The 18,955-nt window shown below is 44.7% G+C and carries 13 protein-coding genes and 8 tRNA genes; 1 reads left to right on the forward strand and 20 read right to left on the reverse strand.

The genetic code is table 11. The features are described from left to right. Positions 1-70: 70 nt before the first annotated feature. The 19 genes from LQZ07_RS17430 to recA form a co-directional block, all read right to left on the reverse strand. Complete coding sequence (locus LQZ07_RS17430) at positions 71-2,917, reverse strand: pitrilysin family protein (RefSeq protein WP_249483217.1); 2,847 nt, start codon at positions 2,915-2,917, stop codon at positions 71-73. Between the two features lie 24 nt (positions 2,918-2,941). Beyond that, positions 2,942-3,331 (reverse strand): YqaA family protein, encoded by a 390-nt coding sequence (locus LQZ07_RS17435; protein WP_152781615.1) that lies wholly within the window; start codon positions 3,329-3,331, stop codon positions 2,942-2,944. 53 nt (positions 3,332-3,384) lie between these two features. Next, complete coding sequence (locus LQZ07_RS17440) at positions 3,385-3,990, reverse strand: beta-phosphoglucomutase family hydrolase (RefSeq protein ID WP_152781617.1); 606 nt, start codon at positions 3,988-3,990, stop codon at positions 3,385-3,387. Positions 3,991-4,622: 632 nt separating this feature from the next. Then, positions 4,623-5,753, reverse strand: a complete 1,131-nt coding sequence (locus LQZ07_RS17445) for a sodium ion-translocating decarboxylase subunit beta (RefSeq protein ID WP_016403962.1) — start codon at positions 5,751-5,753, stop codon at positions 4,623-4,625. 12 nt (positions 5,754-5,765) lie between these two features. Further along, the gene (gene oadA / locus LQZ07_RS17450; RefSeq protein ID WP_152781618.1) at positions 5,766-7,547 is read right to left on the reverse strand and encodes a sodium-extruding oxaloacetate decarboxylase subunit alpha; all 1,782 of its coding nucleotides are present in this window, start codon (positions 7,545-7,547) and stop codon (positions 5,766-5,768) included. A 20-nt stretch (positions 7,548-7,567) separates the two neighbouring features. Continuing rightward, positions 7,568-7,810: an OadG family protein gene (locus tag LQZ07_RS17455; RefSeq protein ID WP_040307700.1), complete on the reverse strand. Its 243-nt coding sequence runs from the start codon at positions 7,808-7,810 to the stop codon at positions 7,568-7,570. 351 nt (positions 7,811-8,161) lie between these two features. Then, positions 8,162-8,238 (reverse strand) — tRNA-Arg (locus tag LQZ07_RS17460). 59 nt (positions 8,239-8,297) lie between these two features. Next, positions 8,298-8,374: transfer RNA gene (locus LQZ07_RS17465), tRNA-Arg, on the reverse strand. 11 nt (positions 8,375-8,385) lie between these two features. Further along, a tRNA-Ser gene (locus tag LQZ07_RS17470) sits at positions 8,386-8,478 on the reverse strand. Positions 8,479-8,523: 45 nt separating this feature from the next. Then, positions 8,524-8,600 (reverse strand) — tRNA-Arg (locus LQZ07_RS17475). 59 nt (positions 8,601-8,659) lie between these two features. After that, a tRNA-Arg gene (locus LQZ07_RS17480) sits at positions 8,660-8,736 on the reverse strand. A 59-nt stretch (positions 8,737-8,795) separates the two neighbouring features. Next, positions 8,796-8,872 (reverse strand) — tRNA-Arg (locus LQZ07_RS17485). A gap of 59 nt (positions 8,873-8,931) precedes the next feature. Further along, positions 8,932-9,008, reverse strand: a tRNA-Arg gene (locus LQZ07_RS17490). An 11-nt stretch (positions 9,009-9,019) separates the two neighbouring features. Continuing rightward, positions 9,020-9,112 (reverse strand) — tRNA-Ser (locus LQZ07_RS17495). Between the two features lie 243 nt (positions 9,113-9,355). Further along, the gene (gene csrA / locus LQZ07_RS17500; protein WP_016402827.1) at positions 9,356-9,535 is read right to left on the reverse strand and encodes a carbon storage regulator CsrA; all 180 of its coding nucleotides are present in this window, start codon (positions 9,533-9,535) and stop codon (positions 9,356-9,358) included. A 107-nt stretch (positions 9,536-9,642) separates the two neighbouring features. Beyond that, positions 9,643-10,857: an aspartate kinase gene (locus tag LQZ07_RS17505; protein WP_249483219.1), complete on the reverse strand. Its 1,215-nt coding sequence runs from the start codon at positions 10,855-10,857 to the stop codon at positions 9,643-9,645. A gap of 38 nt (positions 10,858-10,895) precedes the next feature. Beyond that, entirely contained in the window at positions 10,896-13,520 is a 2,625-nt protein-coding gene (gene alaS, locus LQZ07_RS17510) for an alanine--tRNA ligase (RefSeq protein WP_152781620.1), read from the reverse strand. A gap of 142 nt (positions 13,521-13,662) precedes the next feature. Next, the gene (locus LQZ07_RS17515; RefSeq protein ID WP_152781622.1) at positions 13,663-14,112 is read right to left on the reverse strand and encodes a regulatory protein RecX; all 450 of its coding nucleotides are present in this window, start codon (positions 14,110-14,112) and stop codon (positions 13,663-13,665) included. A gap of 34 nt (positions 14,113-14,146) precedes the next feature. Continuing rightward, on the reverse strand, positions 14,147-15,190 hold the full coding sequence (gene recA, locus LQZ07_RS17520) for a recombinase RecA (RefSeq protein WP_152781624.1): 1,044 nt from the start codon (positions 15,188-15,190) through the stop codon (positions 14,147-14,149). Between the two features lie 170 nt (positions 15,191-15,360). On the opposite strand from recA, the gene mutS reads away from it, so the two are divergent. Continuing rightward, positions 15,361-17,925, forward strand: coding sequence for a DNA mismatch repair protein MutS (gene mutS / locus LQZ07_RS17525; RefSeq protein WP_152781626.1), 2,565 nt, complete (start codon positions 15,361-15,363; stop codon positions 17,923-17,925). Positions 17,926-17,994: 69 nt separating this feature from the next. Here mutS and rpoS read toward each other — a convergent pair whose 3' ends face one another. Beyond that, a complete protein-coding gene (gene rpoS / locus LQZ07_RS17530; RefSeq protein ID WP_016402833.1) occupies positions 17,995-18,945 on the reverse strand; it encodes an RNA polymerase sigma factor RpoS in 951 nt (316 codons plus the stop codon). Positions 18,946-18,955: the final 10 nt, after the last annotated feature.

Genomic DNA, 18,955 nt, shown 5'->3' on the forward strand with positions numbered 1-18,955 from the left:
TGTTAAAACGCGTAATGTGGCAAAGCATAGCGAGATCGCCCGTATTTTGCCACCACTGTGCGTTGCTACGTTACAATGCAAGTTCTTGAACTGGCATACCTATTTTCTTTAACTCTGGTAAAAGCTGCTGTTTATCACCCACTACCACCACTATCATTTCTTCTGGTGAGAAGTACTTCGCCGCCAATCGCTGTAATTCAGCTTGGCTAATAGTGGCGGTAATTTGATTCTGAGTGGCTACAAATTCTGGCCCCAAATCAAAGGCCAACATTTGCATCAAAAATGAAGCTTTCTGCGATGGTGTTGCGTAGGCTAGGGCCTCTTGCTGAGAAACTGCGCTGCGCATGTATGAAAGTTCTTCATCGCTTGGGCCACTTTTTGAGTAAGCTTCCAGCTCCGCCAACAACTCTTGAATGGCCGATGCGGTGGCATCTTGTCGCACATCGGTTGAGATAACAAAGCTACCGCTATCTTTAAAACCGCCAAATCCACTACTTACGCCATAGGTATAACCTTTGTCTTCACGTAAGTTCATGTTAATTCGACTATTGAAGTTGCCGCCAAAATTAAAATTCATCAAGTTAGCTTTAAAATACTCACCGGTAGCATCGTAAGGCATCGCTAAACGGCCAATCCGAATCACCGACTGCACTGCACCCGGCTTATCGAGCAGGTAAATGGTGTTGTTGTCCGCAGAAGGTTTCGCCGTTAAATGAGCAGCCTTACTCGCCTCACCTTGCCATTTTTGTTGTAAAGGCTGCAATGCCTGTTCAATCTCTGCTTGCTTGAGGTTGCTCACAGCAACCAGCTGGCTGCCGTTTGGTTGGTAATGCTGCTGCCAAAACTGCTTCACATCTTCTAGGGTGAGTTCAGCGACGCTATCGCGGCTTCCCCAACTAGAAGTTGCTAGGCGACTTCCTTCACCAAAAAACAAACTTTGACTGGCGATACTGGCTAGCCAATTTGGCTGATTAAATTTTTGCTCAATACTTTGCAGGTGGCGCGCTTTTTCACGCTCGAACTCTGCGCTATTAAACGCGGGGGTTAATAAGCGCTGCTGCAAAATATCCAGAACCTGAGGCAAGTTCTCGGTTAATGAAGACAGACTAATATTTTGGCTGTATAACCCGCCACTAAAGCTAACTGACGCGCCCAGCTCTGTAAGTTGATCTGATATCTCAGCGGCGTTGGATTGCTGGGTGCTTTGCATTAACATTTGCGCAGTGAGCTTAGCCAAACCTTCTTTGCCTTTGTGCTCTGAAATACTGCCGCCGGGTAATCTGAACTGCAGGGTAACTGTAGGCGTTGGCTGCTCTGAGGTGCCTAATACCTGCAAGCCATTAGTTAACTCTGCATGCCATAATTCCGGTAACTTAACAGCCACAGCAGGGCCAGAAGGCGGCTCTACACTACGGTCAAAGTTATCTTTCACTTCGCGCAGTGCTAGCTCACTGTCATCAATGTGCTGCTGCTCGGGCAGAGTGCGTGGAGCGGGTGTAAAGTTGTCTTCGCTAGCAATTAACTGAGTTTGCCCTCTTGGTACCACACTCATCACCACCCTAGGCTTACCTATGATGTAATGCTGATAAGCCTCTTGAACCTGTTGATCGTTTACATTTTGAAACTGTTGCAGTACTTCACTTATGTATAAAGGCTGTTCAAAGAAGGTTTCGCCAAAGGCCAGCTGAGTGACCACATCAGAGACACTTTCTAAACTGTAAATGGTAGAGGCTTTAAGCGATGAGCGAACGCGTTGTAAATCTTCTGCGCTGACTCCGCGCTTTGCAAAATCGTTAATGGCTTGGTCAACATCTTGCTCCAGCTGGGCCAATGTTAAGCCAGCTTGCGGGTTAGCACGCACGTAAATCGACAATGTACAGGCCATTTCGCGGCAATAATGCGAGCTGCCCGCAGACAAGGCTTTACCTGATTCAACCAATGATTGATGTAATAACGAGCTTTTGCCACCACCTAAAATCTCAGAAAACATGTCTAAGGCGACTTCGTCTTCAGCACCGGCATACACCGTGGGATAGCTGATATAGAGCAAAGGGATATGGATACGGTCTTCTAAAGAAATATAGCGAGTTTCACTAAGCTTGGCTGGGCTTGGAGTAATTTGGGGAATTTCAGGGCCACTGGGAATACCACCAAAATACTTGTTTATCCACTCTAAGGTTTGCAACTCATCAATATCACCACCAATGCTTAACACGGCATTGTTTGGCCCATACCAGCGAAGGAAAAATGCCTTTAAGTCATTTACATCTACCCGATTTAAATCTTCTATATAACCGATGGGTTGCCATGAGTATGGGTGTTCTCGAGGATAAAGTGCTTCGTCTACCCTCTCTGACAATAAACCGTAGGGGGCATTGTCGACTCGCTGTGCACGTTCATTTTTTACGGTATCGCGCTGGATTTCGAATTTTTTCTGGCTTACCGCTTCGAGTAAAAAGCCCATTCGATCGGCCTCTAACCACAGTACTTTCTCAAGCTGATTAGCTGGAACAGTTTGGTAGTAATTGGTGCGATCTTTTGTAGTAGAACCATTCATGGTTCCGCCCGCTTCATTAATAATGCGAAAGTGCTCTTGGTCTCCGACATGCTTAGAGCCCTGGAACATCATGTGTTCAAAGAAGTGGGCAAAGCCCGATTTACCCGGCTCTTCGCGATTAGAGCCAACATGATAAGTAATATCTACATGGGCTAAAGGCGCATTATCATCTTGATAGAGCAATACTGTTAAGCCATTAGCTAAGCGATACTTTTTGTAAGCTATCTGGATGTCGCTATTATTGGCCTGTGAGGTTTCGACTAACTCCACCCCTTTGGGTAGCTCAACTGAAGAGTTAGGGTCTATCTGAGTACAAGCAGCTAACCACAGAATGCTAAGCACACTTAACCATCTAAGCACTATATTGACCTCTCTAATCATTTATTAAATATTCACAACTGCGTTGCCTAATGCCAACAGCAAAGCGTAACGAATCGCTTTGCCAATAAGCATCGCAATAGTGCTTTGCCAAACAGGAAGCTTAGCCGCGCCCGCAACAAAACAAAGCGCATCGCCAATTACCGGAGCCCAGCTCATGAGTAAACTCCAGGCTCCGTATTTGACCAACCAAGGCTTAGCCTTGGCTTGTTCGTTCAAGTTAGGTAACCAACTAAAATGCCTATTACCAAAGTAAAAAGCGCCCCAGCCCATCGCAAAGGTAACCAAGCCACCTAGGGTATTGCCTAAGGTAGCTACCACTAACAAGCTAAGCCACTGTTCAGGAATTTGGCTAGCTAAACCCAGCAACACAACTTCTGAGCTACCGGGTAACAAGGTAGCCGATACAAAGGCGCTAAAAAAAATAAAACAACTAACAATAGAACCGCCTAATCAACAAAATAATTCGCTGGCCACAAGTTTCTTACATCAACCACCGCCATCCCTGCGGCTTTAGCAGCCTCTATGCCGGCATCAGCATCTTCAAATACCAAACATGCTTGCGGTTCTACTTGCATCAATTCTGCACACTTTAAGAAGGTGTCAGGAGCAGGTTTATGGGCAGCTACGAGATCGGCACCAACAATCGCCTGTAACTTGTCAGCTATACCTAATTTACTGAGTATCATCTCGGCTTGTTGCTGGCTTGCACCAGTCCCTACCGCCATCAGCTTTTCACCTAGAAAATGCTCATACACTTTAATTAAAGGTGTTGGCTGTATTTCACTATTCACTAGTTTGTGATAACACTGCTCTTTAGCATCCGCCACTTTGTTAACATCTATCCCCTCTATATGGGCATCCGCAAGCAAGTTTTCAACTGTTTGTAGGGTTGGCATACCGCTCATCGCCAGCATTTGCTCAGAGGTAAAAGGAATGGAAAACTGATCGAGAGCAGACTGCCACGCGTTTTGATGATGTTGCATGGAGTCAATCAAGGTTCCATCCATGTCAAAAATGAAAGCGGCATAGTTTTGGTAATCTTGGAAGTTCATAATCTACTCTGTATGCGGTCGGACTGAACAGCAGCCGATGTAGCCTGCATCATACCAATTAGCGGCGATTTAACTAGAATATTTTATTAAGCGTGGTAACACGGGAAACCAGCAATGAAAGTTAGTTGAGTGAAAACGAGTAATCTGTGTGAAGCATAGCGAAGTTAATGATTAGCTTATACCAATCGTACTAAGCAGCTGTTCATTCTATCTGGTTAAAATGCTCGATAACTATGTTTGGATTTTTGATTGTAGAATAACTACTTATCGAAAAATCCTGCTTTATTCTCGAGTATTTTTCCTGTGTTATTTCTGATCACTTACTTAGTGTGATTGGTATTACTTCAATTTGTAAGTAATGAAGGTAAACTAAAAGTTCTTCAATTACTTAAGTGACCCAGTAGGTACAATTATGGTGCGATTTTTCTTGTTGCCCTTGTTATTAACCATTTTATGGACACTGTTTCTATTCCACCACGGCTTAAGCTTTAAACAAGGTTTAAAAGGCTACTATTGGATTATTGGAATTAGCAGCGCATTGATCTGCTTTTTCTCATTACTGATTTGGCTAACCCATTAGCTAGACATAAAAAAAGCTTGCCGAGGCAAGCTTTTTATTTAGCACTTGTGTATTAACCAACTAAAGACAACAATACACCCGCAGCTACAGCACTACCCAGTACCCCAGCAACGTTTGGCCCCATTGCATGCATCAACAAGAAGTTATGAGGGTTTGACTCTAAACCAACCTTGTTTACTACACGTGCAGCCATTGGCACCGCAGATACACCAGCAGCACCAATTAGTGGGTTAATTTTACCGCCACTTAAACGGCTCATTAGCTTAGCCATTAAAACACCAGAAGCAGTACCAATACCAAATGCCACTGCACCTAAGCCAAGAATACCTAAGGTTTCTACGGTTAAGAACTTATCAGCAGATAACTTAGAGCCGACCGCTAAACCTAAGAAAATGGTTACCACGTTAATTAGCTCGTTTTGCGCAGTTTTGCTTAAACGGTCAACTACCCCACTTTCACGCATTAGGTTACCTAAACAGAACATACCTACTAAAGGCGTTGCTGCTGGCAAGAACAAAATGGTTAAGCCAAGCACTGCGATAGGGAAAACAATCTTTTCTCGCACGCTTACTGGGCGCAATTGCTCCATTTGAATTTCGCGTTCTTCTTTAGAGGTTAAGGCCTTCATAATCGGCGGCTGAATAATTGGAACCAGCGCCATGTATGAATAAGCGGCTACCGCAATCGCACCTAATAAATCGGGTGCAAGTTTTGAGGCAAGGAAGATAGCCGTCGGACCATCTGCACCACCAATAATGGCAATCGCAGAAGCATCAGCCAGCGTGAAATCAAAACCTGGGATCATGTTTAATAAAATTGCGCCAAATAGCGTTGCAAAAATACCAAACTGAGCCGCTGCACCTAGCAATAACATCCTTGGGTTTGCGATAAGCGCACCAAAGTCAGTTAATGCACCCACACCCATAAAGATAAGTAGTGGGAAAACGCCGGTTTCAATTCCTACATGGTAAACGTAGTAAAGCAAACCACCTTCATCGTTAAACCCGGCATTTGGAATATTGGCCAGCACCGCACCAAAACCAATGGGTAACAATAACAAAGGCTCAAATTTACGCACAATTGCCAAATACAGCAGTAGTAAACCTACTGCCATCATTACTAATTGTGCAGGTTCGAAGTTAGCTAGGCCGGTTTCCAGCCATAGCTTAGTAATTCCTTCCACGTTCTCGCTCCCTTACGCGATGCTAAGCAGGACTTCACCCACTGCAACCGCATCACCTTCTCTAACTAATACCTCGTCAACAACCCCGGTTTTAGCGGAACGGATTTCGGTTTCCATTTTCATTGCTTCCATAATCAGCAATACATCGCCCTCTTGCACATTGGCACCAGGCTTAGCGAGAACTTTAAAAATGTTACCCGCTAAAGGAGCTGGTAGCGCTTCGCCTTTGCCACTGGCAGCTGGTGCTGCTGGAGTGGCCGCAGCTGGCGCCGAGCTTGCTACTGGTGTTACGCCATCAATAGAACCTTCTGGGCCAACATCTACGGTGTACAGCTGACCGTCTACTCGCACCGAGTAAGTTTCTACTGCGCCAGCTTTAGCAGGAGCCGCTACTTTTACGTCATCAGCGCTTGGTACTGGCTCGAAGGCATCAGGGTTGCCACGATTCTCTAGGAACTTAAGGCCAATTTGTGGGAACAATGCGTAGGTTAAGGCATCGTCAATTTTGTCTTCAGCTAGAGCAAAGCCTTTTTCTTTGGCTAGTTGCTCAACTTCTGTTTCAAGACGCTCCATCTCCGCTTGCAGCAAATCAGCAGGACGACAGGTAATGGCTTCGGCGCCATCAAGAACACGCGCTTGTAACTCTGCATTCAGCTCACCAGGCGCTTTACCGTATTGACCACTTAAGATACCTGAGGTCTCTTTGGTAATCGTTTTGTAACGCTCACCAGTTAAAACGTTAAGCACTGCCTGGCTGCCTACAATTTGCGAAGTAGGTGTTACCAGTGGGATGTAACCTAAGTCTTTACGTACTTTAGGTATCTCTAGTAACACTTCATCAAGTTTATCTGCAGCGCCTTGCTCTTTAAGCTGGCCTTCCATGTTGGTTAACATGCCACCAGGTACTTGCGCGATAAGAATGCGTGAATCAACACCTTTAAGGCTGCCTTCGAACTTAGCGTACTTTTTACGTACTTCACGGAAGTAAGCGGCAATAGATTCCAGTTTAGTTAGGTCTAAGCCAGTATCGCGCTCTGTACCTTCTAGCATCGCTACAATGGTCTCTGTTGGGCTGTGACCATAAGTACAGCTCATTGAAGAGATGGCGGTATCAATGATGTCTACGCCTGCTTCAATGGCCTTTATGTGGGTCGGTAAGCTTAAACCCGTAGTTGCATGACAATGCAGAGCAATTTCCACATCTGTTTCAGCTTTAAGGCGCTTAATCAAGGTTTCAGCTTCATAGGGCTTTAATAAGCCTGACATATCCTTAATTGCAATTGAGTGACAACCAATGTCTTCTAAACGCTTAGCTAAGTCTACCCAGTTATCCGTGGTGTGAATTGGGCTAGTAGTGTAAGAAATCGTACCTTGAGCGTGTGCGCCGCAATCAAGAGCAGCTTTTACCGCCGTTTGGAAGTTTCGTGGATCGTTCATCGCATCGAAGATACGGAATACGTCCATACCGTTTTTAACCGCTCGCTCAACAAAGCGTTCAACTACGTCATCGGCGTAGTGACGGTAGCCTAGCAGATTTTGGCCACGCAACAGCATTTGCTGTTTAGTATTTGGCATGGCTTTTTTCAGCTCACGCAAACGCTCCCATGGATCTTCACCAAGGTAACGAATACAAGCGTCAAAGGTTGCGCCGCCCCATGTTTCTAAAGACCAATAACCAATTTGGTCGAGTTGCTCAGCAATAGGCAACATATCTTCAATACGAAGACGGGTTGCTAATAATGATTGATGCGCGTCGCGCAATACAACATCGGTTAATGCAAGTGGTTTAGACATTGCGTTAAATCCTCTTTTAGTTATTGGGCCTTCCGGTACTGTTGAACAGCTGCTGATATAGCGGCTACTACAGTGGCGTTATTGGCAGGTTGGGGAGTTGGAGACGAGGTTTGCGTTGGTTCCGCTACTTCAGCTAGCGGTGGCGCTAGCTTAGCTAAGCCATTTACCGCAACAATAAGTAGCGATAAAAAAGCGAATACGGCGATCATCCCGACCCCCATTAACGTTGCTGCTTCCACTAACAGCTCAGTCAAATCCATCATATTATTAATCCACATCCTTTGAGATTGGCGTAAGAATTACATGCTAAACAACAAAAATCAAACTTGATTTTTGAATAATTATTCAAAACCTTGGTATTGTTAACTTTATTTTGCCAATGACAAAATTCGCAATTATACGCCACATCGCTCATTACACAGCTTAAACCGCCAAACGATAACATTTAGTTAACAACTGATTTACAGCTGTACGACAGCATAATTCATTAACTAATCTAGCAGCTTAGCTACCTCAAAAGTAGTAATGGTGATCACAAGAGATGCAATTTTAAGATGAATAAGAGGTGAATAGTGATCTAGGGCGTGAAAGAGAATAAAAAGAAAGAGAGAAAATGGCGCGCGTGGAAGGATTCGAACCTCCGACCGCCTGGTTCGTAGCCAGGTACTCTATCCAGCTGAGCTACACGCGCGTGGGTTATGAAACAAAGCCTAGAAGAGAATGGGCAATGCATCAAATAAAAACAGAAAATGGCGCGCGTGGAAGGATTCGAACCTCCGACCGCCTGGTTCGTAGCCAGGTACTCTATCCAGCTGAGCTACACGCGCGTTGAAATCGATGGCGGTGAGGGAGGGATTCGAACCCTCGATAGGGCTACAAACCCTATACTCCCTTAGCAGGGGAGCGCCTTCGGCCACTCGGCCACCTCACCTCGATTTCCTTCAGCAAGCTCGCCCAAGGGCAAACTTAAGAAAAATGGCGCGCGTGGAAGGATTCGAACCTCCGACCGCCTGGTTCGTAGCCAGGTACTCTATCCAGCTGAGCTACACGCGCGTGGGTTATGAAACAAAGCCTAGAAGAGAATGGGCAATGCATCAAATAAAAACAGAAAATGGCGCGCGTGGAAGGATTCGAACCTCCGACCGCCTGGTTCGTAGCCAGGTACTCTATCCAGCTGAGCTACACGCGCGTGGGTTATGAAACAAAGCCTAGAAGAGAATGGGCAATGCATCAAATAAAAACAGAAAATGGCGCGCGTGGAAGGATTCGAACCTCCGACCGCCTGGTTCGTAGCCAGGTACTCTATCCAGCTGAGCTACACGCGCGTGGGTTATGAAACAAAGCCTAGAAGAGAATGGGCAATGCATCAAATAAAAACAGAAAATGGCGCGCGTGGAAGGATTCGAACCTCCGACCGCCTGGTTCGTAGCCAGGTACTCTATCCAGCTGAGCTACACGCGCGTTGAAATCGATGGCGGTGAGGGAGGGATTCGAACCCTCGATAGGGCTACAAACCCTATACTCCCTTAGCAGGGGAGCGCCTTCGGCCACTCGGCCACCTCACCGCGATTTCGGATGCAGATATTACTGCTTCCAAAAATATAGTCAAACCTTTTTTGTCACTTTTCTTTTGTTCGTTCAGCTTTCGAACAGTTGGCTATGTATTTGTTTAGCAACTGACTACAAAGCAAACGTTCTGGCAATTGCGAGGTGAATTTGTGGCCGCTGCTCATCAACATCAAAAGCCTAAAAAAACAAAAGGAAGCCAGAGGCTTCCTAAAGATAAATCTTGGCAATGTAAGGCTTGCTTAGGCGCCGGCACTTTTCTCTGCTTGAATGCGCATGTAGATCTCTTCACGGTGCACAGATACTTCTTTTGGTGCGTTTACGCCGATACGTACTTGGTTACCTTTAACACCTAATACAGTTACGGTTACTTCATCCCCAATCATTAACGTTTCGCCTACACGGCGCGTCAAAATTAGCATTCATTATCTCCTTAAATTCATATTCTTGTTCTTTAGCGACTTATCTAAGCTGTTATTTTTCTGCTATTAAGCGTATAGACTAGCTTGTTTAAGCCAAAGAGTCATTATTATTGCTCTAGGTTATATGCACTATGCAAAGCACGTACAGCCAACTCTAAATACTTTTCGTCTACTACAACCGACACTTTGATTTCAGAAGTCGAGATAAGTTGCATATTAATGCCCTCGTCTCCTAAGGTTTCAAACATGGTTTTAGCAACACCAGGGTGGTTCATCATGCCCACCCCAACGATAGAAATTTTTGCCAAGGAATCTTTACCTTGAACTTCACGAGCGCCTAGTTTGCTAGAGGTTTCTTCTAGTAACTCTTTTGCTCGCTTGTAATCATTACGGTGAACGGTAAAGGTAAAATCTGCCGTATTATCGCCCATCGAGTTCTGAATGATCATATCAACGTCAATATTAGCATCACCAATGGGTGCCAAAATTGATGCGGCAACGGAAGGTTTATCTGGTACACCCAAAATAGTTAAACTTGCTTCATCACGATTAAATGCGATGCCTGATATTACGGGTGACTCCATTTTATTTCCCTCATAACTAATTAAGGTGCCATTACCTTCAGTAAAACTCGATAGAACACGCAACGGCACATTATATTTGCCGGCAAACTCAACAGCGCGGATCTGTAAAACTTTTGCGCCTAAACTGGCCATTTCGAGCATTTCTTCAAAAGTAATGCTCTCTAAACGGCGAGCTTTAGGCTCTACCCGTGGGTCAGTGGTGTAAACACCATCAACATCGGTGTATATCTGACACTCATCGGCTTTAAGCGCGGCGGCAATAGCCACTGCGGTAGTGTCTGAACCACCACGACCCAAAGTAGTAATGTAGTTGTCTGGACCCCTACCTTGGAAGCCAGCAATCACCACCACTTTATTGTCTTTCAAGTGTGCGTGAATATTGTGATCGTCAATATCAGTAATACGCGCTTTACCATGCGCATTATCGGTATGCATGCGGATCTGGTCGCCAGTCATAGAAATCGCATCACAACCTTTCTTCTGCAGTGCGATACTCAGCAAGGCAATAGTGACTTGCTCGCCGGTAGATACCAATACGTCTTTTTCACGCTCACTGGCGTTTTCATCAATCTCTTGGGCCAAGCCTAATAAACGGTTGGTTTCACCAGACATTGCTGAAAGGACAACCACGATGTCATCGCCCGCTTCTTTACAGCGAATAACGCGATCAGCTACGGCTTGGATACGCTCTAAAGTACCTACCGAAGTGCCGCCATATTTTTGAACAATTAGTGCCACTTGCTTTCCTTTTTCTCTAACACTTAATGTATAACTATTTAAAGCTTCTCAACAAGCCACTCTTTCACTTCAGCTAGCGCTTTAGGTAAACCATCTGGATTTGAACCACCAGCTTGTGCCATATCAGGACGGCCGCCACCCTTACCACCAACACATTGAGCAGCGATATTCACCATCTCACCCGCTTTAACGCGACCAGTAAGATCTTTAGTTACACCAGCAACCAAGCTAACTTTTCCGTCGTTTACAGTGCCTAGTAAAATTACGCCGCTTTCAAGCTTAACTTTGAGCTCATCAACGCTACTACGCAGTGCTTTACCTTCTGCGCCATCGATTAAAGCAATCAATACTTTCACACCATTAATGGTTTGTATTTGATCTGCAGCATCATTACTGGCAGCACTAGCTAACTTAGCTTTTAGCTGAGTCACTTCTTTCTCGAGCATTTTGTTGCGATCAACTAACTGAATCACTTTCTCACCAATATTAAATTGGTCGCCTTTAACCAAGTTAGCAGCTTTTTCTGTTTCTTCGGCTAGGCGGTGAATCAAGTCGATAGCAAATTGACCGGTTACCGCTTCAATACGACGAACCCCTGCAGCAATACCTGCTTCACTAGTGATTTTAAAGAAACCTATATCACCAGTGTGGTTTACGTGAGTTCCCCCACATAGCTCAGTTGAGAAATCACCCATGCTAACAACACGCACGTCGTCATCATATTTCTCACCAAATAAGGCCATCGCACCAGCCTGCTTAGCTTCATCAAGATTCATTACCTTGGTCTCAACAGGCAGGTTGCGACGAATTTGTTGGTTTACTAAGTGCTCAACTTGGCGTAACGAGCGCATAGACACACCTTCAAAGTGTGAAAAATCGAAACGTAAGCGCGCCGCTTCTACCAAAGAACCTTTCTGAGTTACGTGCTCACCTAAAGTTTGACGCAATGCAGCGTGCAATAGGTGTGTTACCGAGTGGTTTAGCGCAGTATTCCAGCGACGACGAGAATCAACTTTAGCTTGCACCTGCTGCTGAACATTTAAGTCACCACCTTGCAGGTAACCTTTATGTACAAAAGCCTTGCCCACTTTTAAAGTGTCTTGCACAACAAAGCTTCCGCCTTGGTACATCAACTCGCCAGCATCGCCAGCTTGACCTCCTGACTCGGCGTAAAACGGTGTTTTATCTAACACGATAATAGCTTGGTCACCGCCGGTAAGAGACGATTGAGGCTCGCCATCTTTATACATTTCAACAATCTTAACGTCTGCTTCTAAGCGTTGGTAACCAAGGAACTCAGTCGCGCTGTCAATAATTAGATTGTCGTTGTAGTCGGTACCAAAGTTACTGGCTTGCTTCGCTCGCTCACGTTGTGCTTGCATGGCCGCTTCAAACTCGGCCTCATCTACACTTAACTCTCGCTCACGGGCGATATCAGCGGTTAAATCTGCTGGAAAGCCATAAGTGTCATAAAGCTTAAACACCAAGTCACCTGGAATAACCGAACCTTCCAATTCGCTAAGTGCTTCGTCCAAAATTAGCAAACCACGGTCAAGGGTTTTGGCAAACTGTTCTTCTTCTAGCTTAAGAACACGCTCAATAACCGGTAACTGAGTTTGTAGCTCTGGGTAGGCTTCACCCATTTCAGCGATTAGTGCTGGTAATAATTTATAAAAGAAAGCTTCAGTAGCACCCAGCTTATTACCATGTCGAACCGCTCGACGAATAATACGGCGAAGTACGTAACCCCGGCCTTCATTAGCTGGCATAACGCCATCAGCGATTAAGAAGCCACATGAACGAATATGGTCGGCAATTACCCGCAACGATTTGTTTTCCAAATCATTGGTGCCAATAATTTTGGCAGCTGCGGCAATCAAGTTCTGGAAAATATCAATTTCATAGTTAGAGTGTACGCCTTGCAAAATGGCGGCGATTCGCTCTAAGCCCATACCGGTATCAACCGATGGGTTTGGTAAGGGCTCCATTGTTCCGTCGGCTTGGCGGTTGAACTGCATGAATACTACGTTCCAAATCTCAATGAAACGGTCGCCATCTTCTTCAGGACTTCCTGGAGGACCGCCCCAGATATGTTCACCGTGGTCGTAAAAGATTTCGGTACAAGGACCACAAGGCCCAGTGTCACCCATTTGCCAAAAGTTATCTGACTCAAACTTTTTCTCTGGAGACTTATCGCCGATACGAATGATGCGATCTTTAGGCACACCAATTTTGTTAGCCCACAAATCAAAGGCTTCATCATCGGTTTGGTAAACGGTGACTAAAAGCTTCTCTTTAGGTAACTTAACAACTTCAGTTAAAAACTCCCATGCATAGCCAATGGCTTCTTCTTTGAAGTAATCACCAAAGCTGAAGTTACCTAGCATTTCAAAGAAAGTATGGTGACGCGCCGTATAGCCTACGTTTTCTAAATCATTGTGCTTACCGCCTGCTCGCACACAACGTTGTGAGCTAGTGGCTCGGCTGTAATTTCGCTTATCAATGCCAAGAAATACGTCTTTGAACTGATTCATACCCGCATTGGTAAATAGTAAGGTAGGATCGTCGTGAGGGACTAATGAACTACTGGCAACTACTTGGTGATTTTTGCTGTTAAAGAAGCTTAAAAATGCATTTCTTACTTCAGCTGAAGTCATCTTCATGAAACTCTTTCCTGGGGGTTTGTAGCAACTCGACATAGCGGTGAAACCTAAAGTTTCCCGTCGATAAGCGCTAAAAAAGGTGAAACCGTTATTAATCGCGACAATATATCACGCAGACCTTTGCAGGCAAAGTGTTCGAGGCTTATTGCTGTTGTAGTTCGCTATACAAGATATTGATTAGTTCGAAATCGAAGCCTCGTCGAAACAAGTAGGCTGTACATTTTTGCTTTTGCATTCGGTCGCTGGGTAAACCTTGCTTAAATTTCTTGTTAAAACAAAGTTCGATGGCTTGGTACCAATCCCAGTCATCCTGTTCCAAAACTTCAATCGCTAAATCGCCGCTAATACCTTTGGTTTGCAAATACTGCTTAATATAGTTTTTGCCGTAGCCTCTGCTAACCCTAGCGCGGGTTAACGATGCAGCATAACTTCTATCATCTAACCAAGCATTTTGTTGCGCGTACTCTAGAGCATCACTAACTTCGTCATCTTGGTAGCCTTTTTGCCGCAGTTTTTGCAACAGCTGCTGTTGGCTATAAGAGCGTCTTGATAGCAAATCGATGGTGGTATGTAAGGCACTACGATTAGTCATAACAAAAAGGAGCCCTTAGGCTCCTTTATCTCGCTTATGCTTCTTGATCTACTGGAGCTTCAGCGGCAGGCTCTTGCTCTTCGAGCTCAATCTTATTTAACAGGTTGTTACGAATCGTCATCTCAATTTCTTGAGCAACTTCTGGATGCTCTTTTAAGTAGGTTGAAGCGTTTGCTTTACCTTGACCTATTTTATTGCCTTTGTAAGAGAACCAAGCACCGGCTTTATCAACCAACTTCTCTTTAACACCTAGGTCAACCAGCTCACCGTAGCGGTTAAAACCTTCACCATACATAATCTGGAATTCAGCCTGTTTAAACGGTGGTGCAATTTTGTTTTTAACCACTTTAACGCGAGTTTCGTTACCAACAACTTCATCGCCAGCTTTAACTGCGCCGATGCGGCGAATATCTAAACGAACCGATGCGTAGAATTTAAGTGCGTTACCACCGGTAGTAGTTTCAGGGTTACCAAACATTACACCAATCTTCATACGAATTTGGTTAATGAAGATACACATACAGTTAGTTTGCTTAAGGGTACCGGTTAGCTTACGTAATGCTTGAGACATCAAACGCGCTTGCAGACCAACGTGGCTATCGCCCATGTCGCCTTCAATTTCTGCTTTTGGTGTTAAGGCTGCCACCGAGTCAATAACAATCATATCTACAGCGCCTGAGCGGGCTAACATATCGGTAATTTCTAGAGCTTGCTCACCAGTATCTGGTTGAGATACCAATAGGTTGTCTACGTCTACACCTAGCTTTTTTGCATAGATAGGGTCTAAAGCATGCTCCGCGTCAACAAAGGCACATACTTTACCCACTTTTTGGGCTTGCGCGATAGCTTCTAAAGTAAGTGTGGTTTTACCAGAACTTTCAGGACCATAGATTTCAATCACACGGCCCATTGGCAAGCCACCCGCACCCAAAGCAATATCAATTGATAAAGAACCAGTAGAAATGGTTTCAATATCCATGGTACGGTTATCACCAAGCTTCATGATTGAGCCTTTACCAAATTGCTTCTCAATTTGGCCTAGGGCCGCAGCTAATGCCTTTTGTTTGTTCTGATCCATATCGCCCTCGTTAGGTGCTTTTAACTATCTTGTTGAACAGTAGTATACTGGGTATTCATACAGTATCAAGTTTATTCCATAAAATTCCTAAAAGAGTTTTGCCTAATTAGCTGGCAGCTTTTATCCTTGCAGCTTCGTTCAACTAAATAGCCAATAATTCGATTACGCTGATGACTGAAACAAACCTAGAAAAACATACGCCGATGATGCGCCAGTACCTTAATCTAAAGGCGCAACACCCCGATATTCTGCTGTTCTATCGGATGGGCGATTTCTATGAGTTGTTTTATGAGGATGCAAAACGCGCATCTGAACTAATGGATATTTCGCTAACCAAACGTGGGCAATCTGCCGGTACGCCAATTCCCATGGCCGGTATTCCCTATCATGCAGCTGAAAACTATCTTTCACGACTAGTACAATTAGGCGAGTCAGTCGCGATTTGTGAACAGATTGGCGACCCAGCTACCAGTAAGGGGCCGGTCGAACGCAAAGTAGTTAGAATCATCACCCCTGGTACAGTCAGTGACGAAGCACTACTGGAGGAAAAGCAAGACAACTTATTAGTTAGCGTCGTGAATCAACAGGAACAAATAGGTCTTGCTTATCTGGATATTGCCAGTGGTCGCTTCGTTATCAATCAGCTTAATGGCGAAGATCAGCTACAAGCCGAACTACAGAGACTAAACCCAGCCGAGTTACTCTACCCCGATGATTTTGAATTTTACCCAAGTTTGCAAAGCTACAAGGGCTTGCGCCGACGCGGTGAGTGGGAGTTTGATTTAGCCACAGCGGAAAAAGTGCTAAACCAGCAATTTGGTACTCGTCATCTAGATGGTTTTGGCGTGAGTGAATATCCCCTCGCCCTGTCGGCAGCGGGTTGCTTATTGCAATATGTACAGGATACCCAGCGCACCGCATTGCCACATATCAATGCAATTATCATTGAAAGCCAAAGCCAGTTTATTCAGTTAGATGCTGCTAGTCGTAAGAACTTAGAGCTTACTCGAAACTTAGCCGGCACATATGACAATACTCTCAGCGCCATTTTAGATCGCAGCGCCACCGCCATGGGTAGCCGTTTGCTCAACCGCTGGATCCATCAACCGTTGAGCAATCAGCAAGAAGTTGTCGCTCGCCAAGATTGTATTGCCGAGATCTTAAGTGCTGACCTCTATCCACAACTTCAAAGCATTCTTAAATCCATAGGTGACATTGAGCGTATTTTAGCGCGTTTAGCATTGCGCTCTGCTCGTCCTCGGGATCTTGCTCGCTTACGCAATGCTTTTGACCAACTGCCCGAGCTGCAAAGTTATTTACTTAACTGCCAAGCGCTAGCCCCTTTAGCTAAAAACATCGGTGAGTTCCCAGATACCCTCACACTGCTACAAAATGCAATTATCGATAATCCTCCAGTACTCATTCGAGATGGTGGGGTTATTGCACCAGGCTACAATAAAGAGCTTGATGAGTGGCGTAACTTAAGTGACGGGGCTACTCAGTTTTTAAGTGATATAGAACAGCGTGAGCGTGAACAAACTGGCATCGCTAATCTAAAAATTGGCTATAACAAAGTGCATGGCTTTTATATTGAAGTTAGTCGAGCCCATGCAGAACAAGTTCCAGAGCACTATATTCGCCGTCAAACTTTAAAGAATATGGAGCGCTACATCATCCCTGAGCTTAAAGAGCACGAAGAAAAAGTGCTTTCTAGTCAAGGTAAAGCGCTAGCCCTTGAAAAACAGTTATACGAGCAACTACTCGACCTGTTAATGCCAGAGCTAAGCAAAATGCAACAAAGTGCTCAAGCCATTGCTCAACTAGATGTTTTAGCTTGTTTGGCAGAAAGAGCCGAAAGCCTAAACTATTCTCGCCCAAGCTTTGTGAAAAACTCAGGTATCAGTATCCAAGGCGGTCGTCACCCGGTTGTAGAGCATGTAAATGAAACGCCATTTATTGCCAACCCAGTTCAGCTAAACAAAAAGCGCCAGCTATTAATAGTTACAGGCCCTAACATGGGTGGTAAATCGACTTATATGCGCCAAACAGCACTTATCTGTTTGATGGCTTACATGGGAAGTTATGTTCCGGCTGATAGCGCAGAGCTTGGACCAATAGATAAGATTTTCACTCGTATTGGTGCGTCTGATGATCTAGCAAGTGGTCGTTCTACCTTTATGGTCGAGATGACTGAAACTGCAAATATATTGCATAACGCCACTGCCAATAGCCTAGTACTGATGGATGAAATTGGCCGAGGAACAAGCACTTATGATGGTATGTCATTAGCTTGGGCCGTAGCGCAGGCATTAGCTAAACTTAAATCACAAACTCTTTTTGCTACTCACTATTTTGAGTTAACTCAGCTTCCAGAATTGTTGGAAGGGGTAACTAATGTGTATTTAGACGCGGTTGAACATCAGGATACCATCGCATTTATGCATCAAGTACAAGATGGCGCGGCGAGTAAAAGCTATGGCTTGCAAGTTGCTGCTCTTGCCGGCATTCCAAAAGCAGTTATTAACCAAGCGAAACGAAAGCTCAAACAACTTGAGGCGATTGAGCCTACTGGCTCAAATGCAGTGAGTGGAGACTTAGCTGCTCAGTTAAACATGGACTTGGGCGAACCAGAGCCTCACCCGGTTATTGAGCAGCTTAAACAGCTTGACCCCAACGAACTATCTCCCAAAGCGGCTTTAGACTTATTGTTTAAACTAAAACAGCAGAGCCATTAAACTACATGTTCATTCAACAACTAAAAAAGGAAGCCTAAGCTTCCTTTTTATTATCTAATATATCTTTATCTACACTTTAAACAGCGAATCTATAGATAGATTCTGTAGAGAAAGTATGTCACGTAAGCGACGTAGCGCTTCAACCTGAATTTGTCTAACACGCTCGCGTGTTAAGCCTATCTCACGGCCCACATCTTCAAGAGTAGATGCTTCATAACCTAGTAAACCAAAGCGACGTGCTAATACTTCGCGTTGTTTGCTATTTAGCTCACCTAACCAACCAACGATACTATTTTTCATATCGTCGTCTTGGGTGCGGTGTTCAGGTCCGTGGTCATTCTCATCTGAAATGATATCAAGCAAGGCTTTGTCATTATCCCCACCGATAGGTGTATCAACTGAGCTGATGCGTTCGTTTAGACGTAACATCTTAGTGACATCTTCAACCGGACGATCTAGCGTTTCAGCAATCTCCTCGGCGGTTGGTTCGTGATCTAAACGGTGTGCTAATTCACGTGCTGTACGTAAATATACATTTAGTTCTTTCACCACATGAATCGGTAATCGAATAGTTCGAGTTTGATTCATAATTGCTCGTTCGATGGTTTGACGAATCCACCATGTAGCATAGGTGGAGAATCGGAAACCACGCTCCGGGTCAAATTTTTCCACTGCTCGAATCAACCCAAGGTTCCCTTCCTCGATTAAATCTAGCAGTGCTAAACCACGATTATTGTAGCGGCGAGCAATTTTTACCACCAAGCGAAGATTACTTTCAATCATCCTTTTACGCGCGGCTTCATCACCTCTAAGGGCGCGGCGGGCATATAGCACTTCTTCTTCGGCGGTAAGTAGTGGAGAGAAACCAATTTCGCCAAGATAGAGCTGAGTAGCATCTAAACTCTTGGAAACATCGGCTTGCATGATGTCATCTTTATCAGATTTTTTATCAACAGTTTGATTCTTTGAATTTTCTGTTGAAACGCTTTTAAGTTTTACAGCAGTTTTTACTTGGGTCATAGCATAACCT

This window comes from Agarivorans sp. B2Z047, from assembly GCF_023373605.1.
Lineage (GTDB): Bacteria > Pseudomonadota > Gammaproteobacteria > Enterobacterales > Celerinatantimonadaceae > Agarivorans > Agarivorans albus.

What these genes read in the sequence shown, in the direction of transcription:
- LQZ07_RS17440 (WP_152781617.1), bottom strand. Translation starts at nt 3,990, where the DNA reads ATGAACTTCCAAGATTACCAAAACTATGCCGCTTTCATTTTTGACATG.
- oadA (WP_152781618.1), bottom strand. Translation starts at nt 7,547, where the DNA reads ATGTCTAAACCACTTGCATTAACCGATGTTGTATTGCGCGACGCGCAT.
- LQZ07_RS17455 (WP_040307700.1), bottom strand. Translation starts at nt 7,810, where the DNA reads ATGATGGATTTGACTGAGCTGTTAGTGGAAGCAGCAACGTTAATGGGG.
- csrA (WP_016402827.1), bottom strand. Translation starts at nt 9,535, where the DNA reads ATGCTAATTTTGACGCGCCGTGTAGGCGAAACGTTAATGATTGGGGAT.
- alaS (WP_152781620.1), bottom strand. Translation starts at nt 13,520, where the DNA reads ATGAAGATGACTTCAGCTGAAGTAAGAAATGCATTTTTAAGCTTCTTT.
- LQZ07_RS17515 (WP_152781622.1), bottom strand. Translation starts at nt 14,112, where the DNA reads ATGACTAATCGTAGTGCCTTACATACCACCATCGATTTGCTATCAAGA.
- recA (WP_152781624.1), bottom strand. Translation starts at nt 15,190, where the DNA reads ATGGATCAGAACAAACAAAAGGCATTAGCTGCGGCCCTAGGCCAAATT.
- mutS (WP_152781626.1), top strand. Translation starts at nt 15,361, where the DNA reads ATGACTGAAACAAACCTAGAAAAACATACGCCGATGATGCGCCAGTAC.
- rpoS (WP_016402833.1), bottom strand. Translation starts at nt 18,945, where the DNA reads ATGACCCAAGTAAAAACTGCTGTAAAACTTAAAAGCGTTTCAACAGAA.